This is a genomic window from Pseudooceanicola sp. NS-SX8, from assembly GCF_057380755.1.
In genome coordinates this window covers 822,950-846,635 of record NZ_CM170819.1, presented here as the reverse complement: position 1 = coordinate 846,635, position 23,686 = coordinate 822,950, and the positions used below count along the sequence as shown (strand labels likewise).

The following is a 23,686-nucleotide window of genomic DNA, read 5'->3' as shown; positions in this document are numbered from 1 at the left end:
TCAGGCCGCGAGAGATCCCATGACCAACCAGACTGCCTCCGATCGCCCTTCCGACCACAAGCTGAAGTTTGCCCGTGGCCGTGACTACTGGACCTCGCATCCCGACCCGTCGACCGGCCTGCGCGCCATCCGCTTTGCCGACGGGCCCCACGGCCTGCGCGTACAGGATGACAACAACCCGGATCACCTGGGCCTGGAGCGGAGCGTGCCTGCCACCTGTTTTCCGCCCGCCGTCACGCTTGCCTCATCCTGGGATGCCGAGCTGATCGCCGAAGTTGGCGCAGCCCTTGGCACCGAGGCCGCCGCAATGGATGTCGACGTTGTGCTCGGGCCGGGGCTGAACCTCAAACGCAGCCCGTTGTGCGGCCGGAATTTCGAATACTACTCCGAGGATCCGATGCTGTCGGGCATGCTCGCCGGGGCCTCCGCCAAGGGCATCCAGAGCGTTGGCGTGGGCGCCTGCCCCAAGCATTTCGCAGCCAACAACCAGGAAACCGACCGCAATCGCATCAGCGCGGACATTGAAGAACGCGCGCTGCGCGAGATCTACCTGCGCAATTTCGAATACGCGCTGGAGGTCTGCCCGGCCTGGTCGATCATGACGTCCTACAACCGGATCAACGGGCTGCACTGCTCGCAGGATCCCTGGCTTCTCACGGATGTGCTGCGCGGCGAATGGGGGTTCGACGGGCTGGTGATTTCCGACTGGGGCGGCGTCTATGACCCGGCCCCCGCACTGAATGCCGGCATGGACCTGCGCATGCCCGGCGGAGAGCTGGACAGCCGCCTGACCGAGGCCGCCGACCGGGGCGAGATCGCGGAGGCCACCATCGACCAGGTCATCGCCCGCACCCGTCTGCTTGCCGACCGGACGGACGGCAAGACAGACACCCCCCCCGATTTTGCCGCGCATCATGCCCTCGTGCGCCGCGCCGCCGCCCAGTCGACTGTTCTGCTGAAAAACGACGGCGCCCTGCCGCTGGCGCCCGAGGCCGGTCAGCGCATCGCCCTGATCGGCGAGTTGGGCCGCACCCCGCGCATTCAGGGCGCCGGCAGCTCCCGGGTCAACGTGCCCAAGATCCTCTCCGGCGTCGATGCCATGACCGAGCGTTTGCAGGCCGCCGGTGCCCAGGTGACCTTCGCCCCCGGCTACGGCGTGGCCAGCGGAGCGTCCGATCCGACCTTGGCGGAACAGGCCGTGGCACTGGCCAGGTCCTCCGACATGGTCCTCCTCTTCCTCGGCCTTACCGACGCAGCCGAGGCCGAGGGCAGCGACCGGACCCACATCGACCTGCCCGAACAGCAGCTTGAGCTGCTGGCCGCGCTGAAGGGGCTGGAAGTCCCCCTGGTCGTGGCGCTCACCAACGGCGCTGTCGTCACCACCGCGTGCTGGCGCGACCAGGCGCACGCCATTGTCGAATTCTGGCTGACCGGCCAGGCCCACGGCGAGGCCATGGCAGACGTCCTGATGGGGGACGCAAACCCCGGCGGACGCCTGGCCGAAACGATCCCCCGGCGCCTGCAGGACACCCCCGCCTACCTCGACTTCCCCGGCGAGAAGCAGCGCGTGACCTATGGCGAGGGGCTGTTCGTCGGCTACCGCTACTACGACGCGCGCGAGATGGAGGTCGATTACCCCTTCGGTCACGGCCTTTCCTACACGACCTTCTCGCACGACCGCATGTCCGTCGAGATCTGCGCGCCCGAAGACGAGATCGCCTTCCGCGTCCGCGTGGAGGTCACCAACACCGGTGCCCGCGCGGGCCAGGAGGTGGTGCAGCTTTACACCGCCTGCGACACGCCTGCCTTCGTCACCCCCCCGCGCGAGTTGCGCGGCTGGGCCAAGCTGGCGCTGGAACCCGGCGAATCCGGGACGGTCGAGATCCCCGTCAAACGCGCCCATCTGGCCCATTGGCATACCGAGCTGGGCCGTTGGATCTTCCCGGGAGGGCCGATGACCCTGCATATCGGCGCCTCCTCCCGCGATCTGCGCCTGAGCGAGGATATCGAGGTGCCGGGCGAACCGTTGCACCTGAACCTGACCTCCTGGTCGCTGCTGGGAGAGTGGATGGCTGACCCGATCATGGGCCCTCGCCTCAGGGGTCTGCTGGAAGAGCGTGGCGGCGTGAAGGGCCGTGCCGGCGACTTGCTGAACGACCCCACGGGACGCAACACAGTATACTCCAATCCGCTGGCCGCCTTGGCCGAGTTCCCGGGCGTACCGCTCGACCGATCCGATCTCTGCTGGCTTGTGGAGGAAGCAGCACACCGGTTTGACGATCTGTGATGCCCCCTTCGCGACCTGTCTGAACGTATGCCCCCACATGAGAGCACCGCGCGGCCCTGATGGGCTGCATAGGCATGGCGCTTCCTTTGCGGATCGGCCCTGCAGATCGCGCTTCCATTCCAGCGGAATGGATCGCGACTTCAACCTGCGGCATCAAACACAGATGAACGCGGGCGGCGCGCATGCCATGACCAATACCATACCTGAGGGGGCGTTCCGGCCGGCACGGAGGTCCACCAGGCAGCTGTTCGCATTGCACCATTGGCCAGGCAGCGAGCCAGGGACATCTGCGGACAGCGCATTGGAATTTCCATGGCCTGCGATGCGGTTCTCCGGGCCCGGATCGCATCATCACGCCTCTCTCTCCTTGTGCTCCACGCCCCCGCGAACGGACCGCCATCCACTGTTCGAAACGATGAAGCGAGGCAGGATCAGCTGCCAGCGAACGCGGTCATGGTCACATGGAGCAGGTTAGAGGCAAATAGACTGTTCAGGCCTCGCCCCGGCTTCGAAATCACGAGTAGTGAAGTCCAGCACCCGAACCCACGGCCGAAACCCGTATCGCACAAAATGCCAAACAGAGACGCGCGCTATCCGGGGCGGCTGTTTCTCATCTGATTTGGGATCTCAAGGGCGGAGAGTATCTCGCATACCGCGGAAAACGCGCGAATGCGCCAGGATCTAAGTCTCTTGACTCTAACGCCCCAAGTTGTGGCGGAGACGAAGGGATTCGAACCCTCGAGACGGTTTCCCGCCTACTCCCTTAGCAGGGGAGCGCCTTCGACCACTCGGCCACGTCTCCGCCGGTGTGTCTATGCGGCAGGGGCAGGGAAAACAAGTGGAAATTATCGTCGGGCGCGATGCTCTGCCCCGTGCCTCCCGAACCCCTGCAACACAAGGCCGAACGCGGGGGCGCGCGGCCTCCGCCGGCAGTGATCCGCCGCCGCCCGCCCGCCATTTTCGGAACCCGATGCACCCGCAACCGTTGTCTGCCCATGCAACCGGCGGGCCAGCCCCGTCACGTCGCGGCGCCGGACAGGCGCCGCAGCCCCGCGCCGAAAGGCGTTGGAAGACAAGGAGATACGACCATGTACGGCAAGATCGCCATTCTCAGCACCGCAGCCATCCTGACCGCCACCAGCAGCTTTGCCGCCACCAGCGCCACGGCGACGACCGATCTGAACCTGCGCGCCAACCCCGGCCCCAAGGGGGAGATCATCGGCGTGATCCCCGGCGAAGGCGAGGTCCTGGTCGAACAATGCGCCACCGCCATCGACTGGTGCAAGGTCAGCTTCGGTGGCCAGGAAGGCTGGGCCTACAGCCCCTACCTGACCGCCTCCCTCGACACCAAGCCGGTAGTCCTGCGTGACAACATCCAGCGGCTGGAGGTCGAAACCGTCGACGTGAACGAAGACACCCGTGCCGATGCCGCCACCGCAGGCGCGCTGACCGGCGGCGCCATCGCCATGTCGCTGATCGGCGGCCCCGCCGCGGTTGCGGCCGGTGTCCTGCTTGGCACCACGGCCGGCGCCGCTGCCGTGCCCGAGGATACCGTGACCTACGTCCAGGCCCACCCGGTGCAGCCGGTCTACATGAACGGCGAAGTCATCGTCGGCGCCGGCATCCCCGAAGGCGCGCAGCTGGCCACGATTCCCGACAGCGAATACCGCTACATCAACGTCAACGGTCAGCCCGTCCTGGTCGACACCGACCGCACCATCGTCAAGGTCGTCCGCTGACCCGGATCCACTGACGGTCGCCCCGGGACTGGTCCTCCAGACCTGGCCACCCGAAACGGCAAACGCCCGCCCCGGCTCCCCGGTGGCGGGCGTTTCCATTTCGCGTTTCCCGGGGGAAACGGCGGATCAGGTGTTGAACAGGAAGTGCAGGACGTCGCCGTCCTTGACCATGTAGGCCTTGCCTTCCGCCCGCATCTTGCCCGCTTCCTTGGCACCGCCCTCGCCCTTGTAGGTGACGTAATCGTCGTAGGCGATGGTCTCTGCCCGGATGAAGCCCTTCTCGAAATCGCCGTGGATCACACCGGCGGCCTGCGGCGCCATGGTGCCCTGCCTGATTGTCCAGGCGCGTGCCTCCTTCGGACCTACGGTGAAATAGGTCTCCAGGTGCAGCAGCTCGTAGCCCGCGCGGATCAGGCGATCCAGACCGGCTTCTTCCAGGCCCATCTCACCCAGGAACATCTCGGCTTCCTCGGCATCCAGCTGGGAGATCTCTTCCTCGATCCGGGCGGAAATCAGAACGGTACCCGCGCCCTGCTCGGCGGCCATCTTCTCGACCGCGGCGGAGAAGTCGTTGCCCTTGGCCGCGTCTTCCTCGTTCACGTTGCAGACGTAGAGGACGGGCTTGGAGGTCAGCAGCTGCAGCATCTTCCAGGCCTTCAGGTCCTCGGCGTCCACCTCGACCGTGCGGGCGGGCTTGCCGTCTTCCAGCGCAGCCTGAGCGGCGGCCAGCAGGCGGTCCTGCTGTTGCGCTTCCTTGTCGTTGCCCTTCAGCTTGCGCACCAGGTTGGCGCGGCGTTTCTCGATGCTTTCCAGGTCGGCCAGCATCAGCTCGGTCTCGATCACCTCGGCATCGGCCACCGGATCCACGCGGCCTTCGACGTGGGTGATGTCGCCGTCCTCGAAGCAGCGCAGTACGTGGGCAATCGCGTCGGTCTCGCGGATGTTGGCCAGGAACTGGTTGCCCAGACCTTCACCCTGGCTGGCACCCTTCACCAGCCCTGCGATATCGACGAAGGTCATCCGCGCCGGGATGATCTGCTTCGACCCGGCGATCTCCGCCAGCGCGTCCAGGCGGCGGTCCGGCACGTTCACCTCGCCCACGTTGGGCTCGATGGTGCAGAAGGGGAAATTCGCGGCCTGGGCCGCGGCTGTCTTGGTCAGCGCGTTGAACAGGGTCGACTTGCCGACATTCGGCAGACCCACGATGCCCATCCTGAAACCCATGTCTCTCTCCGTTTAAAACGTCCCCGGCGTCTTAGTTTGCAAAGGGCTTTGCCGCAAGCCGATCCGTGGTATCTTGTCCCCGGGTGGGGGCCGCCTCCTTTTTCCGGGGGGAACGGCGAGGTCTTCTTTTGTCCATTTACCTTTTCTTCAACGGCACCGCGCGATCCGCGCTGAATTTCTACGCCGACGTCCTCGATGGCGACATCGAACACATCCTGACCTACGCGGACATGCCCCAGCCGCCGCCCCTGCCGCGGGACAAGCACGGCTGGCTGATGCACGGCCACCTGACCTCTTCCTTCGTGGATATCATGGTGTCGGATCGCTACGACACGGAAAGCAAGGTCGACTACACCGGCTTCGCGGTGGAGATCGAACACGACGACCCCGGCACCGCCCGGGTCCTCTTCGACCGGCTGTCCGGCCGGGGGGAGGTCATCGTGCCCTTCGCCTCCAACTTCTGGGCGCGTGGCTTCGGCACTTGCCGGGATCGTTTCGGCGTCCCCTGGATGGTGAACTGCGACCGCTGATGCCGCCCAGACATGCTGGAGCGCTGCGCGCTCCTGCCTCCGGCAGGAGTATTTCGGGACGGAGACGGGGGCGGCGCCCCCGCCCCGCTCCCCTACCCCTGCGGCACGTCGAGCAGGGCGAGGAAATTGCGCAGCGTGGGCGTTGCATCCTCCCGCCGCCAGGCGATCCCGGTTTCCAGCATCGGCGCATCCGCCCCCAGCTCTCGGTACTGCACGCCCACCCGCGCCATGTTGCGCAGGCTCTGCGGCACCAAGGCGATGCCCATGCCGGCAGAGACAAGGCTGATGATCGTCTGCATCTGGATCGCATGCTGCGCCACCCGGGCGCGCACCCCGTGGGCACTGTAGAACCCGGTCACGAGGTCATGGAACAGCGGCGCGGCACGGCGGGGGAAGACGATCAGCGGCTGCTCCGTCACCACCTCGGGGGCCAGCGGGCCCGCGCCACCGGGCAACCGCCCCTCCGCCACCCAGCTTTCGGGCACGGCGGCCACCAGCGGCTCCACCAGCAGGCGGCGATAGGCCAGCCCCTCGGGCAGCGGATCCTCCCCATGGGGGATCACGATCCCCGCCTGCCCGCGCCCCGCCGCCAGGGCCGCGATCTGCATGTCCGTCGTCATCTCGGTCAGCGCCAGCTCCACCCCCGGGTAGCGCTGGCGGAAGTCCTGCACCAACGCGGGCAGGACCGAGTAGTCCGCGGTGGACACAAAGGACAGCTCCAGCCGCCCGGCGCTGCCACCCCGCAGCGCCTCGGCGATCGGGCCCAGCCCGTCGACCTCCGCTAGGGCGCGCCGCACATGGGGCAGGAAATCCGCCCCGAAGGGGCTCAGCGCGACGGACCGGCGGGTGCGGTGGAACAGCGCCGCGCCCAGTTCCGCCTCCAGCGCGCGGATCGACTGCGACAGCGGCGGCTGGGTCATGCCCAGCTTCTCCGCCGCCCGGCCGAAATGCAGCTCCTCCGCCACTGCCAGGAAATGCCTCAACTGCCGCAGCTCCATCCCGCCCCTCTGATACCTTGCGCGACCCAATTGGGTCATAATAATATATTTCACTCTCCTCATCCATCCCTGTAGGGTCCGCCAGATCACACACCCAGGGAGAGTTCGATGCCCCGTTATCGTTCAAGAACCAGTACCCATGGCCGCAACATGGCCGGCGCCCGTGGCCTCTGGCGCGCCACCGGCATGAAGGACGGCGACTTCGGCAAGCCGATCATCGCCATCGTCAACTCCTTCACCCAGTTCGTGCCGGGCCACGTCCACCTGAAGGACCTGGGCCAGCTGGTGGCGGAAGAAGTCGAGAAGGCCGGCGGCGTTGCCAAGGAATTCAACACCATCGCGGTGGATGACGGCATCGCCATGGGCCATGACGGCATGCTCTACTCCCTGCCCTCGCGCGAAGTGATCGCCGACAGCGTGGAATACATGGTCAACGCCCACTGCGCCGACGCCATGGTCTGCATCTCCAACTGCGACAAGATCACCCCCGGCATGCTGATGGCCGCCATGCGCCTGAACATCCCGGCGATCTTCGTCTCCGGCGGGCCGATGGAAGCGGGCAAGATCGACCTTGCCGACCTCGACGTGAAGAAGATCGACCTGGTCGATGCCATGGTCGCCGCCGCCTCGGACGCCTACACCGACGAGCAGTTGCAGCATATCGAAGAAAATGCCTGCCCCACCTGCGGCTCCTGCTCGGGCATGTTCACCGCCAACTCGATGAACTGCCTGGCCGAGGCGCTCGGCCTCGCCCTGCCCGGCAACGGCTCCACGCTGGCCACCCACGCCGACCGCAAGCACCTCTTCCTCGAAGCCGGCCGCAAGATCGTCGAGATCACCCGCCGCCACTACGAGCTGGAAGAGCACGGCCTGCTGCCGCGCGAAATCGCCACCTTCAAGGCCTTCCAGAACGCCATGTCGCTGGACATCGCCATGGGCGGCTCGACCAACACCGTGCTGCACCTTCTGGCGATTGCCAACGAAGGCGGCGTGGACTTCACCATGGACGACATCGACAAGCTGTCGCGCCACGTGCCCTGCCTCTGCAAGGTCGCGCCCAACATCGAAAACGTCCACATGGAAGACGTCCACCGCGCCGGCGGCATCTTCTCCATCCTGGGCGAGCTGTCCCGCGCGGGCCTGCTGCACAATGACTGCGCCACGGTGCACTCCTCCACCATGGGCGAGGCCATCGCGCATTGGGACATCAAGGTCGCCAACAACCCCGAGGCAGAACAGCTCTTCAAGGCCGCCCCCGGCGGTGTCCGCACCACCCAGGCCTTCTCGACCGAGAACCGCTTCAAGGAACTGGACACCGACCGCGAAAAGGGCGTGATCCGGTCCAAGGAACATGCCTTCAGCCAGGACGGCGGCCTCGCCGTGCTCTTCGGCAACATCGCCGAGGACGGCTGCATCGTGAAGACCGCGGGCGTCGATTCTTCGATCCTGAAGTTCACCGGCACCGCCCATGTCTGCGAAAGCCAGGATGCGGCCTGCAACGACATCCTCACCGGCAAGGTGAAGGAGGGTGACGTGGTGGTGATCCGCTACGAAGGCCCGCGCGGCGGTCCGGGGATGCAGGAAATGCTCTACCCGACGTCCTACCTGAAGTCGAAGGGCCTGGGCAAAGCCTGCGCCCTGCTGACCGACGGGCGCTTCTCGGGCGGCACCTCGGGCCTCTCCATCGGCCACGTGTCCCCCGAAGCGGCCGAAGGCGGCACCATCGGCCTCGTCGAACAGGGTGACAAGATCGAGATCGACATCCCGAACCGCTCCATCCACCTCGCCGTGGATGACGCGACGCTGGCGGCCCGCCGCGCGGCACAGGATGCCAGGGGCTGGGCCCCGGCAGAGAAACGCACCCGCCGCGTCTCCGCCGCGCTGCAGGCCTATGCCGCGCTGACCACCTCCGCCGCCCGCGGCGCGGTCCGCGACGTGACCCAGCTGGCCCCCAAGGCCCGCTGATCGCACTTCGCCGCTGAAACCGAAACCCCGCCCCTCACCGGGCGGGGTTTTTGCTTGTCCGGACTGGGGGAGTATCGGCCTGCCGGCCGATTGCCTCCGGCGGGAGTATTTTCGGCGGATTGAAGCAGGGGCGGCAGCACCGGGAAGGCGCCGCGCCCGCATGCCGCAAAGCGTCCGAGCGCCCATTGCGAACGTCCGCCGCCCAGCCGGGAACTGCCTTCCGTCTTCAACCCGCCGAAAATACTCCGGGGGACGCCGAAGGCGGGGGGCAGCGCCCCCTCCCCCCTTCGCCACCCTTGCCACACAGCCGGATTTCCGCCAAACCCACGGGGACGTAAAAGGGAGACGGGCATGAGCCGCATCGACGCCAAATTTGCCGATCTTAAGGCGCAGGGAAAGAAGGGCTTCGTGGCCTACATCATGGCCGGCGACCCGGACGAGGCGCGCTCGCTCGCCGTGATGAAGGGAATGCCCGGCGCCGGCGTCGATGTCATCGAACTGGGCCTGCCCTTCACCGATCCCATGGCCGACGGCCCGACGATCCAGCTGGCCGGCCAGCGCGCGCTGGACCAGGGCATGACCCTCGACAAGACGCTCGCCATGGTCCGCGCCTTCCGCGAGGACGACAGCACCACGCCGATCGTCATGATGGGCTATTACAACCCGATCTATTCCCGTGGGGTGGAGACCTTCCTCGACCAGGCCAAGGAGGCCGGCATCGACGGCCTGATCATCGTCGATCTGCCCCCCGAGGAGGACGAGGAGCTCTGCCTGCCCGCCCAGGCCAAGGGACTGAACTTCATCCGCCTCGCCACGCCCACCACCGATGACAAGCGTTTGCCCAAGGTGCTGCAGAACACCTCAGGCTTCGTCTACTACGTCTCGATCACCGGCATCACCGGCTCGGCCGAGGCCTCCGCCGACATGGTCGCCCCCGAGGTCGCGCGCATCAAGGCCGCCACCGACCTGCCCGTCGTCGTGGGCTTCGGCGTGAAGACCCCGGAAACCGCCCGCAGCATCGCCGCCATCGCCGATGCCAGCGTCGTGGGCTCCGCCATCGTGAACGAGATCGCCTCCGGCAAGCCGGTGGAAGAGGTCCTGGCCTTCATCAAGAGCCTGGCCGACGGCGCCCACAGCGCCTGATCCCGCCCCCATTCCCATGCGAAAGGGCGCGCCCCGCGAGGAGCGCGCCCTTTTCACGTTCGGCCCACCTGCAGGCGGGCCACTCTCAGGTGGGCTCAGCCCGGCAGCGTGACGATGGTCGCGCCGCGTGCCGTGGCCACGACGGTATGTTCGAACTGCACCACGGGCGCCGCGGGCTCGCTGTAGAGGGTCCAGCCGTCATCACCGGCCTCCGCCCACAGCCCGCCGCGCGACAGGAAGGGTTCCACCGTCAGCACCAGCCCGCGTTCGATCCGGCGGCGGTCATGGCAGGGCCAGGTGGCGACCTCCTCGGGGTATTCGTGCAGCGACCGGCCCACACCGTGGCTGGCCAGGTTGCGGATCAGCGTATAGCCCTTTCCGGCCGCGAACTGGCCCACGGCCTTGCCGATCTCCTCCAGCTTGCGACCCTCGCGCACCTGGGCGATGCCCACCTGCATGGCCCGCTTGCCGTCCTTGCACAACCGCTCCAGCGAAGGCGCCACCTGCCCCACCCGGAAGGTCGCGCCGGTGTCGGCAAAGAACCCGTCGCGAGAGGCGGAGACGTCGATGTTCACCAGGTCGCCCGCGGCGATCACCCGGGGGCCGGGGATGCCGTGCGCGATCTCCTCGTTCACGCTGATGCAGGTGGCACCGGGGAAATCGTAGGTCGCCTGCGGGGCGGAAATGGCGCCCTCGCGTTCCAGCTCGATCCGGCCGATCTCGTCCAGTTCAAGCGTGGTCATCCCCGGCACCAGGGCCGTCGACATGCGCCGCAGCGTGTTGGCCACGATACGGCCAATGGTCTTCAGCCCGTCCAGTTCATCTTCCTGGGTGATCGTCATCGCGCGTCCTTTCGGCCCCGGTATGGACCCCGATAAAGGCCCCGGTCAGGCAGCAACCGCCCGCGCCCGGGCCCAGCGTTGCGCCAGCACCGAACACAGCAGCAGCTGCGACAGGTGGAACAGCATGGTGGGCAGCACGATCGCCCCCACCGCCGCCGCCGGGAACAGGGCAGAGGCAATCGGCAGCCCGCTCGCCAGGCTCTTCGTCGATCCGCAGAACAGCAGCACGATCCGGTCCTCTTCCGGCAGGCCCAGGATCTTGCCGCCCTTGGCCATGATGCCGAAGGCCAGCCCGAGGAAGATCCAGACCACCACCAGCAGCAACACCAGGCTCAGCGCCGGGATCTGCGTCCACAGGCCCGCCACCGTGCCGGAGCTGAAGGCGGAATAGACGATCAGCAGGATCGCGCCCCGGTCCACCAGCATCGTCAGGAACTTGTGCTTCGCCACGAAACCCCCGATCCAGCGCCGCAGCAGCTGGCCCACGATGAAGGGCAGCACGATCTGCTCGCCGATCTTGATGATCGCGCCGGAGGAAATTCCGCCCCCGTCCTGGTGCAGCACCAGCGCCGCCAGCAGCGGTGTCAGCACGACACCGATCATGTTGGAAACCGACGCGGCACAGATCGCCGCCGGCACGTTGCCCCCCGCGATGGAGGTGAAGGCGATCGAACTCTGCACCGTCGAGGGCAGGATCGACAGGAACAGCAGCCCCGTCGCCATCTGCATGCCCAGAACCGGGCCGAAGATCGTCGCCATCGCCAGCCCCAGCAGCGGGAACAGCACGAAGGTCGCGCCGAAGGTCAGCCCCTGCAGGCGCCAGTTCAGGAAACCCGCCTTGACGGAGCTCGGGTCCAGCTTCGCCCCGTAGAGGAAGAACAGCAGGGTCACGGCCCAGTAGCTGACCTGGTGCAGCACATCCGCCGCCATGCCGCGCGCGGGGATCAGCGCCCCGGCCAGGACCATGACGAAAAGCAGGATCATGTAGGTATCGATCCCGATGCGTTTGAGTGAATTCACCTGTCCGGTCTCCTGTAGTCGTCTCTCGACGCACGTGGCGTGCGCCCCGCCCTGCGGCATCGGCACGCCGGTGTCAACAAAGCGCAGGCGGTGCGCGGGGGCTTCCCGGCCCCGCGCCATCCGCCTGCGCAAACTTCTCTCGTCCCGGGTCGGCCCCGGGGTCAGGCCACCTTCGGGCCGGACCGGGCCCTGATCAGACCCTGATCAGACCGCGCCCGAGGTCGTCAGGCGCCGCCAGTCGGCCAGGGCGCGCGGCGTGCCCGCCTGCACCCCGGCGGCCACCACGGCGCCAAAGCGCAGGTCGCCGGCCGGCAGCGGCTTCACCTCGTGGCCAAGTGCGGCCAGCGCCTCGCCGTGGGGATGCCCCCCCTCAACCAGCAGCGCGCCGTTTTCGGAGCGCCAGCGCGGGGCGGCAACGGCCGAGGCGATGTCGGTGCCCTCGCCCAGGGCCTTCCACAGCACCTGCAGCAGGGTCTGCACCTGGCCGTCCGCCCCCGGGGTTGCCACCGCCCAGGCGGCGCCATCGGGCCCCGTCACCAGCGCGGGCGCCAGCGTATGCACCGGCCGCTTGCCCGGGGCCGCATCATTCGGCGCAGGCCCGAAGCCCGCCGCGCGGTTGTTGAGCATGAAACCACCCTCGGGCACGTAGACCGCCGATCCGAAATCGTCGAAGACGCTGACGAGGGAGGAGACGACCAGCCCCTCCGCATCGGCACAGGCCACGCCCGCCGTATGCAGGTAGGCGCGCGGCCCGCCCCGGTGCAGGGCCCGCGCGGGATCATAGCTCAGCACCTCGTCCATCAGCGCCATGCCCTCGCCCGCCCGCGCGCGGTAGGCAAAGGCGGCCTCGGTCAGTTCTGCGCCCGCATGATCGGCGGCAAGCCCGGCCTCGGGGGCCGCGCGCTCCAGCGCCGTCAGCGACATGTTCAGCAGGATGCCCTGGGTGATCGGCGGCTGGGTCATCAGGGTGCAGCCCCGGAAGGACGTGGCATTGGGTGCTGTCACCACCGTCTCATGCGCGGCCAGGTCGGCCTCGGCCAGGGTGCCGCCCAGGGCCTGCACGGCCTGCGCCGTCGCCGCCGCCATGGCGCCGGTGTAGAAGGCCTCCGCGCCCTCCTCCGCCACCCGGCGCATCAGCGCCGCCAGCATGGGCAGGCGCACCACCTCACCCTCCGCCCGGTCGAACAGCGGCCAGCCCTCTGCGCCACCGGCGACCAGCCTCTCGCGTTGCGCCACCAGCGCCTTGGCGAGGTAGGAGGTCACCTTGAACCCTTCCTCCGCCAGCCGGATCGCGGGCGCCAGAAGCTCCGCCATGGGCAGGCGGCCCCAGCGGGCATGGGCCGTGGCCCAGGCACCGACCAGCCCCGGCACGGTGATCGCATTGGGCCCTTCGATGGGCTGGCCCGCCCAGGCAATCGGCGCGCAGCCGGTGCCGTTCAGCGCCACCACCTCGCCATCCGCGCCATGCACGAGGGCCAGCATGTCGCCCCCCAGCCCGCAGGCGTCGGGCGACACTACGGCCAGCACCGCCTGGGCCGAGATCAGCGCATCCACCGCGCCGCCGCCCAGGTCATAGGCCCGCAGGCCGGCCGAGGCCGCCAGGGGATTTTCGCAGGAAATCGTGCCCCTGTGGCCTTCGACCACCGGGCGCAGCTGCGACGAGAACGGATCCGCGATCTTGAACATGCCCGCCTCCTCAGACCGCCGAATAGCCGCCATCGACCACCAGCTGGGTGCCCGTGACATAGCGCGCCGCATCGGAGGCCAGGTACATCACCGTCCCTGCCAGCTCTTCCGGCGTGCCGTGGCGGCGCATCGGAATGCCCGCCTCGATCTTGGCCCGCGCGGCCGCCGGATCTTCCTGGTGCTCCCAGAAGGTGTCGTTGAAGGGCGTGTCGACCCAGCCGGGCAGCAGGGCGTTCACCCGCACACCGTCCGGGCCCAGCTCGTCCGCCAGCGACCGCACCAGGCCCAGAACGCCCGATTTCGTGGCGTGGTAGGCGGGCATGCCCGCATGGCCGCGCAGCGCCCCGGTGGAGGAGGTGAAGATCACGCTGGCATTGCCCGACGCGCGCAGGCTGGGCAGCGCCGCCTGGGTGATGAACATCGGCAGCGACAGGTTCACCGCGACCGAACGGGCCCACATCTCGGGCGTCCAGTCGGCCAGATCGGCCGACAGCATCAGGCCCGCGTTGACGAAGAGGCAATCGATGCCGCCCTGGCGTTCCTCGGCAAAGCGCACGGCCTCCGCCGGCGCCTCCGGCGTCGCCAGGTCCAGCACCCGGGTCGCCACCAGCCCGGCCAGCCCCTCTGCCTGCTCGGCCAGGCGTGCCAGCCCCGCCTCGTTCAGGTCGCAGACGGTCACGCTGTCCCCACGGGCGGCAAAGGCCAGTGCCACGGCAGCGCCGATACCGGTGGCACCACCGGCGATAAGTACTCGGGTCATGTCAGTCTCCTTGGTGCTTCGCCGGCGCATCCGCCGCAAAGACCGTTTCCAGATGATCATGCCGCCAGCCAATGGCGGCTTCAAGCTGTGCCCCCAGCGACAGCAGCAGGGCCTCCTGCCCCGCCGCGGCGCCGAACAGGACCCCTTCGGGCCGCCCCGCCCCGTCGCGCACCAGCGGCAGCGACAGGCTCGGACAGCCGGACAGGTTCCAGGGGCGGGTAAAGCAGGTGTAGTCGCGGTTCAGCGGGCCGGTCTCGCTGTCCGGTCGCATCAGCGACAGCGCGTGCAGCGCAGGCGCGGGGGCGTTCAGCGCCGGGCTCATCAGCAGGTCGTGGCGGTCGAACAGGGCGGTGAACCGCGCGGCCCAGCCCAGCACCCGCTCCCGCGCGATCAGGACCTCGGCACCGCGCACCCGGCGACCAGCCTCGATCCGCGCCCAGGTGGCCGGTTCGAAATGCCCAGGCTCCGCCGTCAAGCCCGCCGCGGCCTCCATCCCCGCCACCGTCGCGGCGAAGGAGGCAAGCCGCAGCGCACGTTCGGCTTCTGCGACCTCCGGCTCCAGCGGCGGCAGGGTGACGCACTCCACCCGGTGGCCCAGCTCGCGCAGGGTCCCGGCCTGCCGCAGCAGCCGCGTCAGGATGTCATCCCGCGTCGGCAGCCCGTCCGCCGCCCGCGTCACCAGCCCGATCCGCAACCGCCCCTGCACCGGCGCGATCCGCGCCAGCTCGGGCCGCGCTGCGCCGACCGCAAGGGCCAGCGCCGCATCGCCCATGTCCCGCGTCAGGGCATTCTGCGCGGCGAAACCCGCCGCGCCCTCGATCCTTTCCGGTCCCAGAGGTACCGTCCCGTGAGTGGGTTTGAGCCCGACAACGCCACAAAGCGCCGCCGGAATGGTGATCGAGCCGCCCGCGTCGGAAGCATGGGCAATGGGCACGGCGCCCGTGGCCACGGCGACAGCAGCCCCACCGCTGCTGCCCCCCGAAGAAAGCCGGGGATCATGGGGATTGCGCGTGGCCAGCCCCCAGTGCCTGCTCTCGCAGGCCGATCCACCGCCCAGCTCCGGGCTGTGACTGCGCCCCAGGGCCAGGGCACCGGCCTCCAGGTAGCGCGCCAGCAGCACCGCGTGGCGACGGGCGGGCACCGCGGGAAAGCTGCTGCCCGCGGCGCATGTTTCACCCGCCACCGGGAAGGACAGGTCCTTCACCAGCAGCGGGACCCCTGACATCATCTCTGATGACACACCCGGGGGTTCGTCTCCGGTCCCCTCGGACCGGATCGGCGGATCGAAGCGCTGGCAGACGGCCTGCAGCCCCGCGATCTCCGCCAGTCTCTGCCGGGCGGCGGCGATCACCGCCGCCCGGTCCAGATCTCCCGCAGATACTCCCCTGGCGATGGCCCGCGCGGACAGCGCCGGATAGCCCGGCAGCGGGTCCGCCGCGCGGCCGGCGGGACCGCCCGCCGCATCGCTCTGGGGAGCTGCGTTCATCTTGTCAGTACTGAGCCTCGGGCAGGCGCACGCGCAGCCCGTCCATGTCCTCGGTCATGATCAGCTGGCACGACAGCCGGCTTTCCGGCAGCCGCTCGGATGCGGTCGCCTCCAGCATCTCGTCCTCGACCTCGCCCAGGTCCGGCAGGGTGAACCGGTCCATGTCCTGCACGTAGACGTGGCAGGTGGCGCAGTTGGTCGACCCGCCGCATTCGCCGAGGATCCCCTCGACATTGGCCTCGATGGCCGCTTCCATGACGGAGGTGCCAACGGGCACCTCCAGCTCGGTCTCGGTGCCGTCATCGGCGATATAGGTAACCTTGGGCATTCGCTCTTCCGTTGGTCTGGTTGGCTCAGGCCGCTTTCGCGGTCATCTTCAGCGGCAGTTTCAACAGGCCGCGCAGGCCCGGGTGCATCCGCAGCTCGTCGGGGCCGGTGACCTCCAGCGTCTCGACCTGCTGGGCCAGCGCCTGGAAGAAGCACTCGCCCTCCATCCGGGCAAACATCTGCCCGACGCAGCCGTGCACGCCCACGCCATAGCCGATCTGACCCTTGATCTTGCGGCTGATGTTGAAGGTGTCGGGGTCGTCGTAATGCGCCGGATCGCGGCCCGCGGACCCGAGGAAGCTCATGACCTTCTCGTTCGCGCCGATGGTCTGGCCCGCGACCTCCACCTCGTTCAGCGTGGTCCGGAAGATCGACTGGGAGGAGCTGTCCCACCGCGTCGCTTCCTCGAAGGCATTGCGTGCCAGCTTCGGATCCTCGCGCAGCTTGGCGTATTCCTCCGGATGCTCGGCCAGGGCCCGCAGGCAAAGGCCGATGCTGTCCACCGTGGTGTCCACGCCGGCGGACAGGAAGGTGCGCACCAGCATGCCGGCCTCTTCCTCGGTGATCTGGCCGTCATCGGCGGCGGAATAGATCAGCTGGCCGATCCCGCCATCCGCCAGCATGTCGCGTTCGCAACGGCGCATGATCCAGGCGGGCACGTCCTTGTGGGCCTCCATGTACTCTTCGTACCAGGGGATCACAGGGCCGAAGGCGCCGAAGACCATGGTGCCGTAGATCAGCAGGTTGTCCCGGCCCTCGTCCGCGATGCCCACCGAGTCGGGGAAGACCTTCAGCGGATAGCGCCGCGTCAGCTCGGTCACCGCCTCGATCTCTCCCTTCTGCAGGGCGTCCGCCACCATGGTCGCCGCATCGGCTTCCATCCGGCCGCGGATCTCCCGCAGGATCTTCGGCGACAGGGCCCGGGTCAGGACGGTGCGGGTGCGGGTGTGCTCGGGCGGGTCGACCTCAAGGATGATCGAAGGCTTCCGCCAGGGCTTCTCCTTGAAGTAGTTGCGGATGCCGCCGCCCCCGGCGTTGGAGAAGTTCTCGTAATCCGACAGCACCTGCTGGCAGGTGTCGTAGTGGTGCACGCACCAGATGTCGTGCTTCTCCAGGTAGACGACCTTTCCCAGGGCCCGCAGTTCTTCGTAGGCGGCATAGGGATCCGCCCGGAATTCCGGGCTGAAGGGGTCGAGTTGCGATGTCACGCGGTCGGGCATGTCTTGGCTCCGTGCTCTGGGTGTCTTTGGGAGCGGCTCAGGCGCCGCCCGCCTTTGTCTGACGCATCTCTGCGCGGAGGGCTGCTGTCGCCGCCTCGTCGACCACCCCGGTCAGGGGGTCGGCAAGGACGACGCCATAGGCATCGACGGCGGCCTGGGGAGTGACCAGCCCGTCGAGCACATCATCGGCGACCCGGCGCGGTTCCCGCGCCAGGGGGTCACCATAGCCGCCGCCACCTGCCATGCGGTGACGGACGACCGTGCCGGCGTTCAGCGTTTCCGCCTTGGTCGCCAGCGGCGGCATGGGCCGCAATTCGTTGCCCTGCTCGATCTCGGTGAAGGCAGGCATGCCTTCCGAACCGCCGAACAGGCCATGGGGCGGGTGATACACCTTGTCGGACCGGACGCCGAAATAGGTGTCGTCGGCCAGGGCACGCCATTCCCGCTGGATCGACACGCCGCCACGGAATTCGCCCGCGCCGCCGGTATCGGCCACGAAACCGTAGCGTTCGATCCGCAGGGGGTAATCCGCCTCGATCATCTCCACCGGCACGTTGGACTGGTTCGATCCCATGTGCGGCACGCCGGATTGGCCGTCATGCTGCGACGTGGCACCCCAGACGCCCATGACGCATTCGGAGAAGACGAAGGGCTTGCCCTCCACCTGGCCGCCGAAGCTGGGCAGGGTGGAGCCGCCGGTATTGTCCGCCGCGATCTTGTCCGGCAGCGCCTCAGCCAGGGCGCCGAAGATGCAGTCGATGATCCGGTAGCCGGTGATCCCGCGCGCCCCGCAGGGCGCCGGGTAGACGCAGCTGACCAGCGTGCCCGCCGGCGCCGTCACGGTGATCGGCCGGGTGTAGCCATGGCAGTTCGGCACATCCTCCGGCATGATCGAGCGCAGCGCGGCATAGACGTTGGACTTGCAGAACGACAGCGGCGCGTTGATCCCGCCCTTCACCTGCCGGCTGGTCCCGGTCCAGTCCGCCTCGATCTCGCTGCCCTTCACGGTCAGCTTCAGGTGCAGCTCGATGGGTTCCGGGTTCTCGCCCAGCCCGTCGATATGATCGACGAAGCTGTAGGTACCGTCCGGGATCGCCTCGATGGCCTTGCGCGAAAAGACCTCGGCCTGGTCCTGCAGCGCTTCGGCATAGGTCTCGATCTCGTCGGCGCCATAGCGTTCCAGCAGCTTGGCAAACCCCTGGCGGCCCGCCCGCGCGGCGGCCATCTGGGCGCGCAGATCGCCGATCACCTGTTCCGGTACCCGCACGTTGGCGGCCACCACCTGGAACAGCATGTCGTTCTCGACGCCCTGGTCCACCAGCTTCAGGAACGGCAGGCGCAGCCCCTCTTGGTGGATCTCGGTCGCCCCGATGGAGTTCGACCCGGGCACCAGCCCGCCCACATCCGCATGGTGCGCAATCGTCGTCGCCCAGGCACAGATGCGGCCCTCGGCGAAGATCGGCTCGATCACGTAGATGTCCGGCAGGTGCTGGCCCTGGATGATGTAGGGGTCATTGCCCACGAAGACGTCGCCGGGATGGATGCGCCCCTCGAACTCCTTCACCAGGAAGTTCATCGCGTCGTAGAAGCTGCCAAGGTGCATCGGCGTGGTGACGCCCTGCGCAATGGTCTCGCCCTTCGCGTTGCACAGCGCCGTGGAGTAATCCATCGCATCGCGCACGATGGGCGAATGGGCCGTCCGCATCAGGATCAGCGCCATCTCGTCGGCAATCGCCTCGAAGCCGTTCTTCAGCACTTCCAGAAGGATCGGATCTGTCTGGCCGCTCATGCCTTTTCCTCCCGGATGAAGTCGATGACGATGTTGTCGAAGGCGTCGCGGAAGACCGTGGCATCGGGCGGCACCACCGTGGTGCCCTCGTATTCCTCGATGATCGCGGGCCCCTGCAGCGGCTGATCGCCAAGCGCGTGACGGCGCAGCACCGGCGACTCGTGCAGGCCCAGGTCGGCCCCGAAATAGACCGGGCGCGTCGTGCCCTCGGCCGGCGGGTTACGCTCTTCCAGCGCCATCTGCTCGGGCACCTGCGGCGCCACCGCGCCCAGCACCCGCAGGTTCACCACCTGCACCGGCGCGGCCAGCAGGTGGCCGAAGCTGCGCTTGTGCTCGGCCTCGAAGGCCGCCCGCACCGTGCCCAGCTGATCGGCCAGAGCGCCCTCGCGCGGCAGGTCGATCTGCAGCTCGAACGCCTGCCCGGCATAGCGCAGGTCGGCGGACCAGCGGACCTCGGGCGCCTCGACACCCAGCTCCTCCAGCACCTCGGCCTCCATCTCGCGCAGGACGCCCGCGATGGTCGGTGCCGTGGCCGCATCCAGCAGGCCCAGGAAGGCACGCGACCGCGTCGCCTCGAAATCGGCAAACAGCAGGCCCACGGCGGAATAGACACCGGCCGCAGGCGGCACGACCACGCGCGACATCTCCAGCTCCCGCGCGATCATCGCGCCATGGACACCGCCGTTGCCGCCAAAGCAGAACAGGGTGAAATCGCGCGGATCGCGGCCGCGATAGGTGCTGACGGCCTTCACCGCCCGCATCATCGTGACATTGGCAAGCTTGTGCACGCCGAACGCCGCTTCATGCACATCCGTGCCCAGGTGCGGCGCGATCTCGCCCGCGAAGGCGCCCTTGGACAGGTCGGAGCGGATCGGCACCGACCCGCCTGCCAGCGCGTCCTGGTTCAGGTAACCCAGCACCACGTTGGCATCCGTCACCGTCGCGGCCTCGCCACCCTGATCATAGCACAAAGGCCCGGGGGTCGACCCGGCGGACTGCGGCCCGACCTTCAGCGCGCCTGCCGCGTCGATGCGCACCATCGACCCGCCACCCGCGCCCACTTCGGACACGTCGATCACCGGCAGCTTCAGGGCATAACCGCCGCCCTTCACCAGCCCGGCCGACAGGGAAATCCCCCCGCCCACCTCGTATTCGCTGGTCGAGGTGATGCGCCCCTCTTCCACCATCGCCGCCTTGGCGGTCGTGCCGCCCATGTCGAAGGTGATGATATTGCCGTAACCGGCCTTCGCGCCCATGCGCGCGGCGCCCACGACGCCCGCCGCCGGGCCCGATTCCACCACCGTGGCGGGCTTGGCGATGATCGTCTCGATCTGCTGCACCCCGCCCGAAGACTGGCACATCAACAGCCGCCCATCCTGCCCCGCGCTCTTCAGCCGGGCGGAAAGCGACCGCAGGTAGCTCGCCACCGGCGGGCCGATATAGGCATTGGCCACGGTGGTCGAGGTCCGCTCGTATTCACGGATCTCCGGCAGCACCTCGCAGGAGAGCGAAATGAAATGCCCCGGCAGCCGCGCCCGCAGGCGTTCGCCCACGATCCGCTCATGCGCCGGGTTCACGTGGGAATGCAGGAAGCAGACGGCCACCGCCTGCAGGTCCAGCGCCTCGATCTGGTCGATGAGCGCCTCCAGCGCCGCCTCATCCAGCGGCACCAGCACGTTGCCCTGCGCATCCATGCGCTCTGCCAGCTCGAACCGGTGACGGCGCGGCACCAGCGGCGCCGGTTTCTCGTAGAGCGGTTCATAGAGACGCGGCACGCGGATCCGCCGCAGCTCCAGCACATCGCGGAAGCCTTCGGTGGTGATCAGCGCGGTCTTCGCGCCCTTGCCTTCCAGGATCGCGTTGGTCGCCACGGTGGAGGCATGCAGCACCTCGTCGAAGCGCACGCCGCCCTCGGCCTGGCCCAGGTCTGCCATGGCCTCGATGATGGCGGTGGCATAGTCGGCAGGCGTCGAAGGCACCTTGCGCGTCACCAGCCGCCCGTCCGCGCTCAGACAGGCGATATCGGTGAAGGTCCCGCCGATGTCGGCGGCAATGCGGTAGCCGGATGTGCTCATTTCAGGTCCTGCCGGTACTTGGCCAGCTTGGCCTCATCCACCTCGATCCCCAGGCCCGGCGCGTCGGACACCATGATGCTGTCGCCCACGACGGTCATCGGTTCGGCCAGGATATCGTCGGTGTAGTAGTTGCCCGCGATCTTGCAGGGGTGGCTGCCTGCGGGGGCGTTGACGGGGATGACGTTGGGCAGGCTGACGCAGGGCTGGGAGATCACGAAATGCAGGTTCGCGGCATTGCCGATGCCCGATTCGATGGACCCGTTCACGTCGCAGGGGATGTTCATCGTCTCGGCGATCGCGGACACCTTGCGCGCACCGACATAGCCACCGGCCTTCGCCAGGTAGATGGAAATCCAGTCGGCCGCGCCGTTCTGCACCACTTCCATGGCATCCACCGCATCCCAGCAGCTTTCATCGGCCATGACCGGCAGGTTGCCCCGCTGCGTGATCCCGACCATCGCCTGCAGGTTGGCCCCCGGCTGTTCACAGCCATCGGCGCCCGCGTCCTTCAGCCGGGCCAGGTAATCGATGCCGGCCCGCGCCGTGCGGTAGCCCTGGTTGGCATCCAGCCGCATGAAGACCTCATCACCCGCCTCGCGGCGCAGCTCCGACACCAGCTTGATGTCCCGCTCCGGATCCACACCGCCCTTGATCTGCAGCGCGGTGCAGCCGTCGGCGAAGGCGCCCAGGCCCTCTTCCATGGCTTCCTTGTGGTCCATCAGGCCGACCATGTGGGCGTAGCGGACGCCCTCGCGCACCCGGCCACCCAGCAGGCGATAGACCGGCTGGCCCAGGACCTTGCCCCAGGCATCGTGCAGCGCGATGTCGATGGCCAGCTTGGCATAGCTGTTGCCGATCGCTGCGGCGTCCATCGCCAGCCGCGCGGCGTTCACGTCACAGACGTTCAGCCCCACGACGACCGGCGCCAGCACGTCGCGGATCATGGTGCAGACGGTCGCCTGGGTTTCCCCGCCACGGCGGCCGGCCGCCCCGCCCCAGTCGGGCAGCGGCGTCGCTTCACCCCAGCCGATTACACCCTCTTCGGTCTCCAGACGGACCACGACGAATCCACCCAGGTTCTCCCGCAGCCCGGCCCACTTGAAGTCGCGCCGCGCGGGCAAGCGGATGGGGAAAGCCTCGATGCTCTTGATTTTCATGGTATTTCCTTGTCGGACGCTGATGGTGCTTGGTCTGGCGGCCTCTGCCGCGTTCGGTGTCACATTATGCCTCCCCCTCCGGCGGTCAACTCAAATATTTCCTTTCGGAAATTTCTGGAAAATTTTTGACCGTTTCAGAGGAGCCAAGATCAGTCTAACGCACTGTCGCAGCATATGAAAACATTTGTTCGCAGAAAAATTAAGCTTCGAAAAACCCGTGTTTTATCGGTGGTATAGCCGCAAGCCGTGCAAAATCAGGCGCCGCCGCCGCTTTCCCCTGCTCAAAGCGGCGCCCTGCAGATGAGGCCGGTTTTTGCGCGCGACCGCCGGTCGCACCCCGGGTTTCCCGCTTAATTTTTAACCAAACGCTCCCGAATCCACCAAATTCACGCCCCGCTAAGGGCCATTTTCCCGAAAATTTTTCCGATATGATATTTTTGGTGGAAATTTTCCAATCCGCGCCTCTTACCTGAGTCCGAGCCCGGCACCCGCCGCTCCAACACGACAGCAACTTCGCCACCCAACAGGAGCTCTCATGCAAAAGTCCCTCATCCTCGGCGCGGCCTTCGGCGCGCTCTGCCTCGCCGGAACCGCCGCCAGCGCACAGGATATCGAAAGCTGCGATCCCGCCGCCTTCGCCGCCAAATATCCCTCCCTCGCAGGCAAGACGATCAAGCTCGGCGCGGATCCCTCCACCCCGCCCTACGCCATGATCGACCCCGAGGATAACGAGAAGATCATCGGCTCCGACATCGAACTGGCCGGCGCCGTCTTCGACTGCATGGGGCTCGACTTCGAAGTCGCGCCGGGCTCCTGGCCGGGCCTCTTCCCCGCCGTGGTCTCCGGGCAGATCGACGTGATGTTCTACCTCTACCACAACCCCACCCGGGCAGAGAAAGGCGACTTCATCACCTACATGCGCGCAGGCTCCGGCGCCATCGTGGGCGAAGGCAACCCTGCCGGCATCACCTCCCAGGATGATCTCTGCGGCAAGACCCTCTCGGCCGGCCTCGGCACGGTCGAGGAACGCCAGGCCGCCAAGTGGTCCGAGGAATGCGTCGCCGCCGGCAACGAGGCGATCACCGTCATGACCTCCACCGACGTGGCCTCCGGCTTCCGCCTCGTGGCCTCCGGCCGGGCCGATGCCATGGTCTCCGACCTGCCGCTGATCAACATGATGATCGAACGTCAGCCCGATGCCTTCGACCTGGGCTATTCCCAGATCACCGACTGGGCCATCGGGGCCGCCGTGGCCAATGACAACCCGCTGGGCGGCGCGATCTTCGACGCCCTGAAACTGGTGCAGGCCTCCGGCAAGCAGCAAGAGATCTTTGCCCACTACGGCATCGAATCCGACCTGATCATCCCCACCGCCTTCCTGCCGGAATAATCCGGCTCCGTTACCTCTCCCGGGGGGCGTCCGCGCCCTCTGACTGGC

Annotated in this window: 18 protein-coding genes and 1 tRNA gene; 6 read left to right on the top strand and 13 right to left on the bottom strand. The window is 67.8% G+C overall.

The window, feature by feature from the left end; genetic code table 11:
* Positions 1-19: 19 nt before the first annotated feature.
* On the top strand, positions 20-2,287 hold the full coding sequence (locus AC2IR1_RS03900) for a glycoside hydrolase family 3 C-terminal domain-containing protein (protein ID WP_486474971.1): 2,268 nt from the start codon (positions 20-22) through the stop codon (positions 2,285-2,287).
* A gap of 712 nt (positions 2,288-2,999) precedes the next feature.
* Here AC2IR1_RS03900 and AC2IR1_RS03895 read toward each other — a convergent pair.
* Positions 3,000-3,089: transfer RNA gene (locus AC2IR1_RS03895), tRNA-Ser, on the bottom strand.
* A 286-nt stretch (positions 3,090-3,375) separates the two neighbouring features.
* Here AC2IR1_RS03895 and AC2IR1_RS03890 point away from each other — a divergent pair.
* Positions 3,376-4,026, top strand: coding sequence for a DUF1236 domain-containing protein (locus tag AC2IR1_RS03890; RefSeq protein ID WP_486474970.1), 651 nt, complete (start codon positions 3,376-3,378; stop codon positions 4,024-4,026).
* 126 nt (positions 4,027-4,152) lie between these two features.
* Here the strand turns inward: AC2IR1_RS03890 and ychF are convergent, their stop codons facing one another.
* Complete coding sequence (gene ychF / locus AC2IR1_RS03885) at positions 4,153-5,250, bottom strand: redox-regulated ATPase YchF (RefSeq protein WP_486474969.1); 1,098 nt, start codon at positions 5,248-5,250, stop codon at positions 4,153-4,155.
* A 128-nt stretch (positions 5,251-5,378) separates the two neighbouring features.
* On the opposite strand from ychF, the gene AC2IR1_RS03880 reads away from it, so the two are divergent.
* Positions 5,379-5,780, top strand: a complete 402-nt coding sequence (locus AC2IR1_RS03880; protein ID WP_486474968.1) for a VOC family protein — start codon at positions 5,379-5,381, stop codon at positions 5,778-5,780.
* A 92-nt stretch (positions 5,781-5,872) separates the two neighbouring features.
* On the opposite strand, the gene AC2IR1_RS03875 is transcribed toward AC2IR1_RS03880, so the two are convergent.
* Positions 5,873-6,778 carry a LysR substrate-binding domain-containing protein gene (locus AC2IR1_RS03875; RefSeq protein WP_486474967.1) on the bottom strand — a complete coding sequence of 302 codons (906 nt, stop codon included), beginning with the start codon at positions 6,776-6,778 and terminating at the stop codon, positions 5,873-5,875.
* A 108-nt stretch (positions 6,779-6,886) separates the two neighbouring features.
* On the opposite strand from AC2IR1_RS03875, the gene ilvD reads away from it, so the two are divergent.
* Together ilvD and trpA are read left to right on the top strand one after the other, a co-directional pair.
* Positions 6,887-8,743: a dihydroxy-acid dehydratase gene (gene ilvD / locus AC2IR1_RS03870; RefSeq protein ID WP_486474966.1), complete on the top strand. Its 1,857-nt coding sequence runs from the start codon at positions 6,887-6,889 to the stop codon at positions 8,741-8,743.
* A gap of 351 nt (positions 8,744-9,094) precedes the next feature.
* Positions 9,095-9,886: a tryptophan synthase subunit alpha gene (trpA, locus tag AC2IR1_RS03865; RefSeq protein ID WP_486474965.1), complete on the top strand. Its 792-nt coding sequence runs from the start codon at positions 9,095-9,097 to the stop codon at positions 9,884-9,886.
* A 95-nt stretch (positions 9,887-9,981) separates the two neighbouring features.
* On the opposite strand, the gene map is transcribed toward trpA, so the two are convergent.
* The 10 genes from map to AC2IR1_RS03815 form a co-directional block, all read right to left on the bottom strand.
* Positions 9,982-10,728, bottom strand: coding sequence for a type I methionyl aminopeptidase (map, locus tag AC2IR1_RS03860; protein WP_486474964.1), 747 nt, complete (start codon positions 10,726-10,728; stop codon positions 9,982-9,984).
* A gap of 45 nt (positions 10,729-10,773) precedes the next feature.
* Positions 10,774-11,748 (bottom strand): bile acid:sodium symporter family protein, encoded by a 975-nt coding sequence (locus tag AC2IR1_RS03855; protein WP_486474963.1) that lies wholly within the window; start codon positions 11,746-11,748, stop codon positions 10,774-10,776.
* A gap of 204 nt (positions 11,749-11,952) precedes the next feature.
* Entirely contained in the window at positions 11,953-13,434 is a 1,482-nt protein-coding gene (locus AC2IR1_RS03850; protein WP_486474962.1) for a gamma-glutamyltransferase, read from the bottom strand.
* A gap of 10 nt (positions 13,435-13,444) precedes the next feature.
* Positions 13,445-14,194, bottom strand: a complete 750-nt coding sequence (locus AC2IR1_RS03845) for an SDR family NAD(P)-dependent oxidoreductase (RefSeq protein ID WP_486474961.1) — start codon at positions 14,192-14,194, stop codon at positions 13,445-13,447.
* A gap of 1 nt (position 14,195) precedes the next feature.
* A complete protein-coding gene (locus AC2IR1_RS03840; protein ID WP_486474960.1) occupies positions 14,196-15,680 on the bottom strand; it encodes an amidase in 1,485 nt (494 codons plus the stop codon).
* A 4-nt stretch (positions 15,681-15,684) separates the two neighbouring features.
* A complete protein-coding gene (locus AC2IR1_RS03835) occupies positions 15,685-16,008 on the bottom strand; it encodes a 2Fe-2S iron-sulfur cluster-binding protein (protein ID WP_486474959.1) in 324 nt (107 codons plus the stop codon).
* A gap of 25 nt (positions 16,009-16,033) precedes the next feature.
* On the bottom strand, positions 16,034-17,227 hold the full coding sequence (locus AC2IR1_RS03830) for a cytochrome P450 (RefSeq protein WP_486474958.1): 1,194 nt from the start codon (positions 17,225-17,227) through the stop codon (positions 16,034-16,036).
* Positions 17,228-17,264: 37 nt separating this feature from the next.
* Complete coding sequence (locus AC2IR1_RS03825) at positions 17,265-19,016, bottom strand: hydantoinase B/oxoprolinase family protein (RefSeq protein ID WP_486474957.1); 1,752 nt, start codon at positions 19,014-19,016, stop codon at positions 17,265-17,267.
* The gene (locus AC2IR1_RS03820) at positions 19,013-21,091 is read right to left on the bottom strand and encodes a hydantoinase/oxoprolinase family protein (protein ID WP_486474956.1); all 2,079 of its coding nucleotides are present in this window, start codon (positions 21,089-21,091) and stop codon (positions 19,013-19,015) included. The genes AC2IR1_RS03825 and AC2IR1_RS03820 overlap by 4 nt, the downstream gene beginning before the upstream one ends.
* The gene (locus tag AC2IR1_RS03815) at positions 21,088-22,248 is read right to left on the bottom strand and encodes a mandelate racemase/muconate lactonizing enzyme family protein (RefSeq protein WP_486474955.1); all 1,161 of its coding nucleotides are present in this window, start codon (positions 22,246-22,248) and stop codon (positions 21,088-21,090) included. Before AC2IR1_RS03815 ends, AC2IR1_RS03820 begins: the two co-directional genes overlap by 4 nt.
* Positions 22,249-22,783: 535 nt before the next feature.
* Between AC2IR1_RS03815 and AC2IR1_RS03810 the strand changes: the two genes are divergently transcribed.
* Positions 22,784-23,638 carry an ABC transporter substrate-binding protein gene (locus AC2IR1_RS03810; RefSeq protein WP_486474954.1) on the top strand — a complete coding sequence of 285 codons (855 nt, stop codon included), beginning with the start codon at positions 22,784-22,786 and terminating at the stop codon, positions 23,636-23,638.
* Positions 23,639-23,686 lie beyond the last annotated feature (48 nt).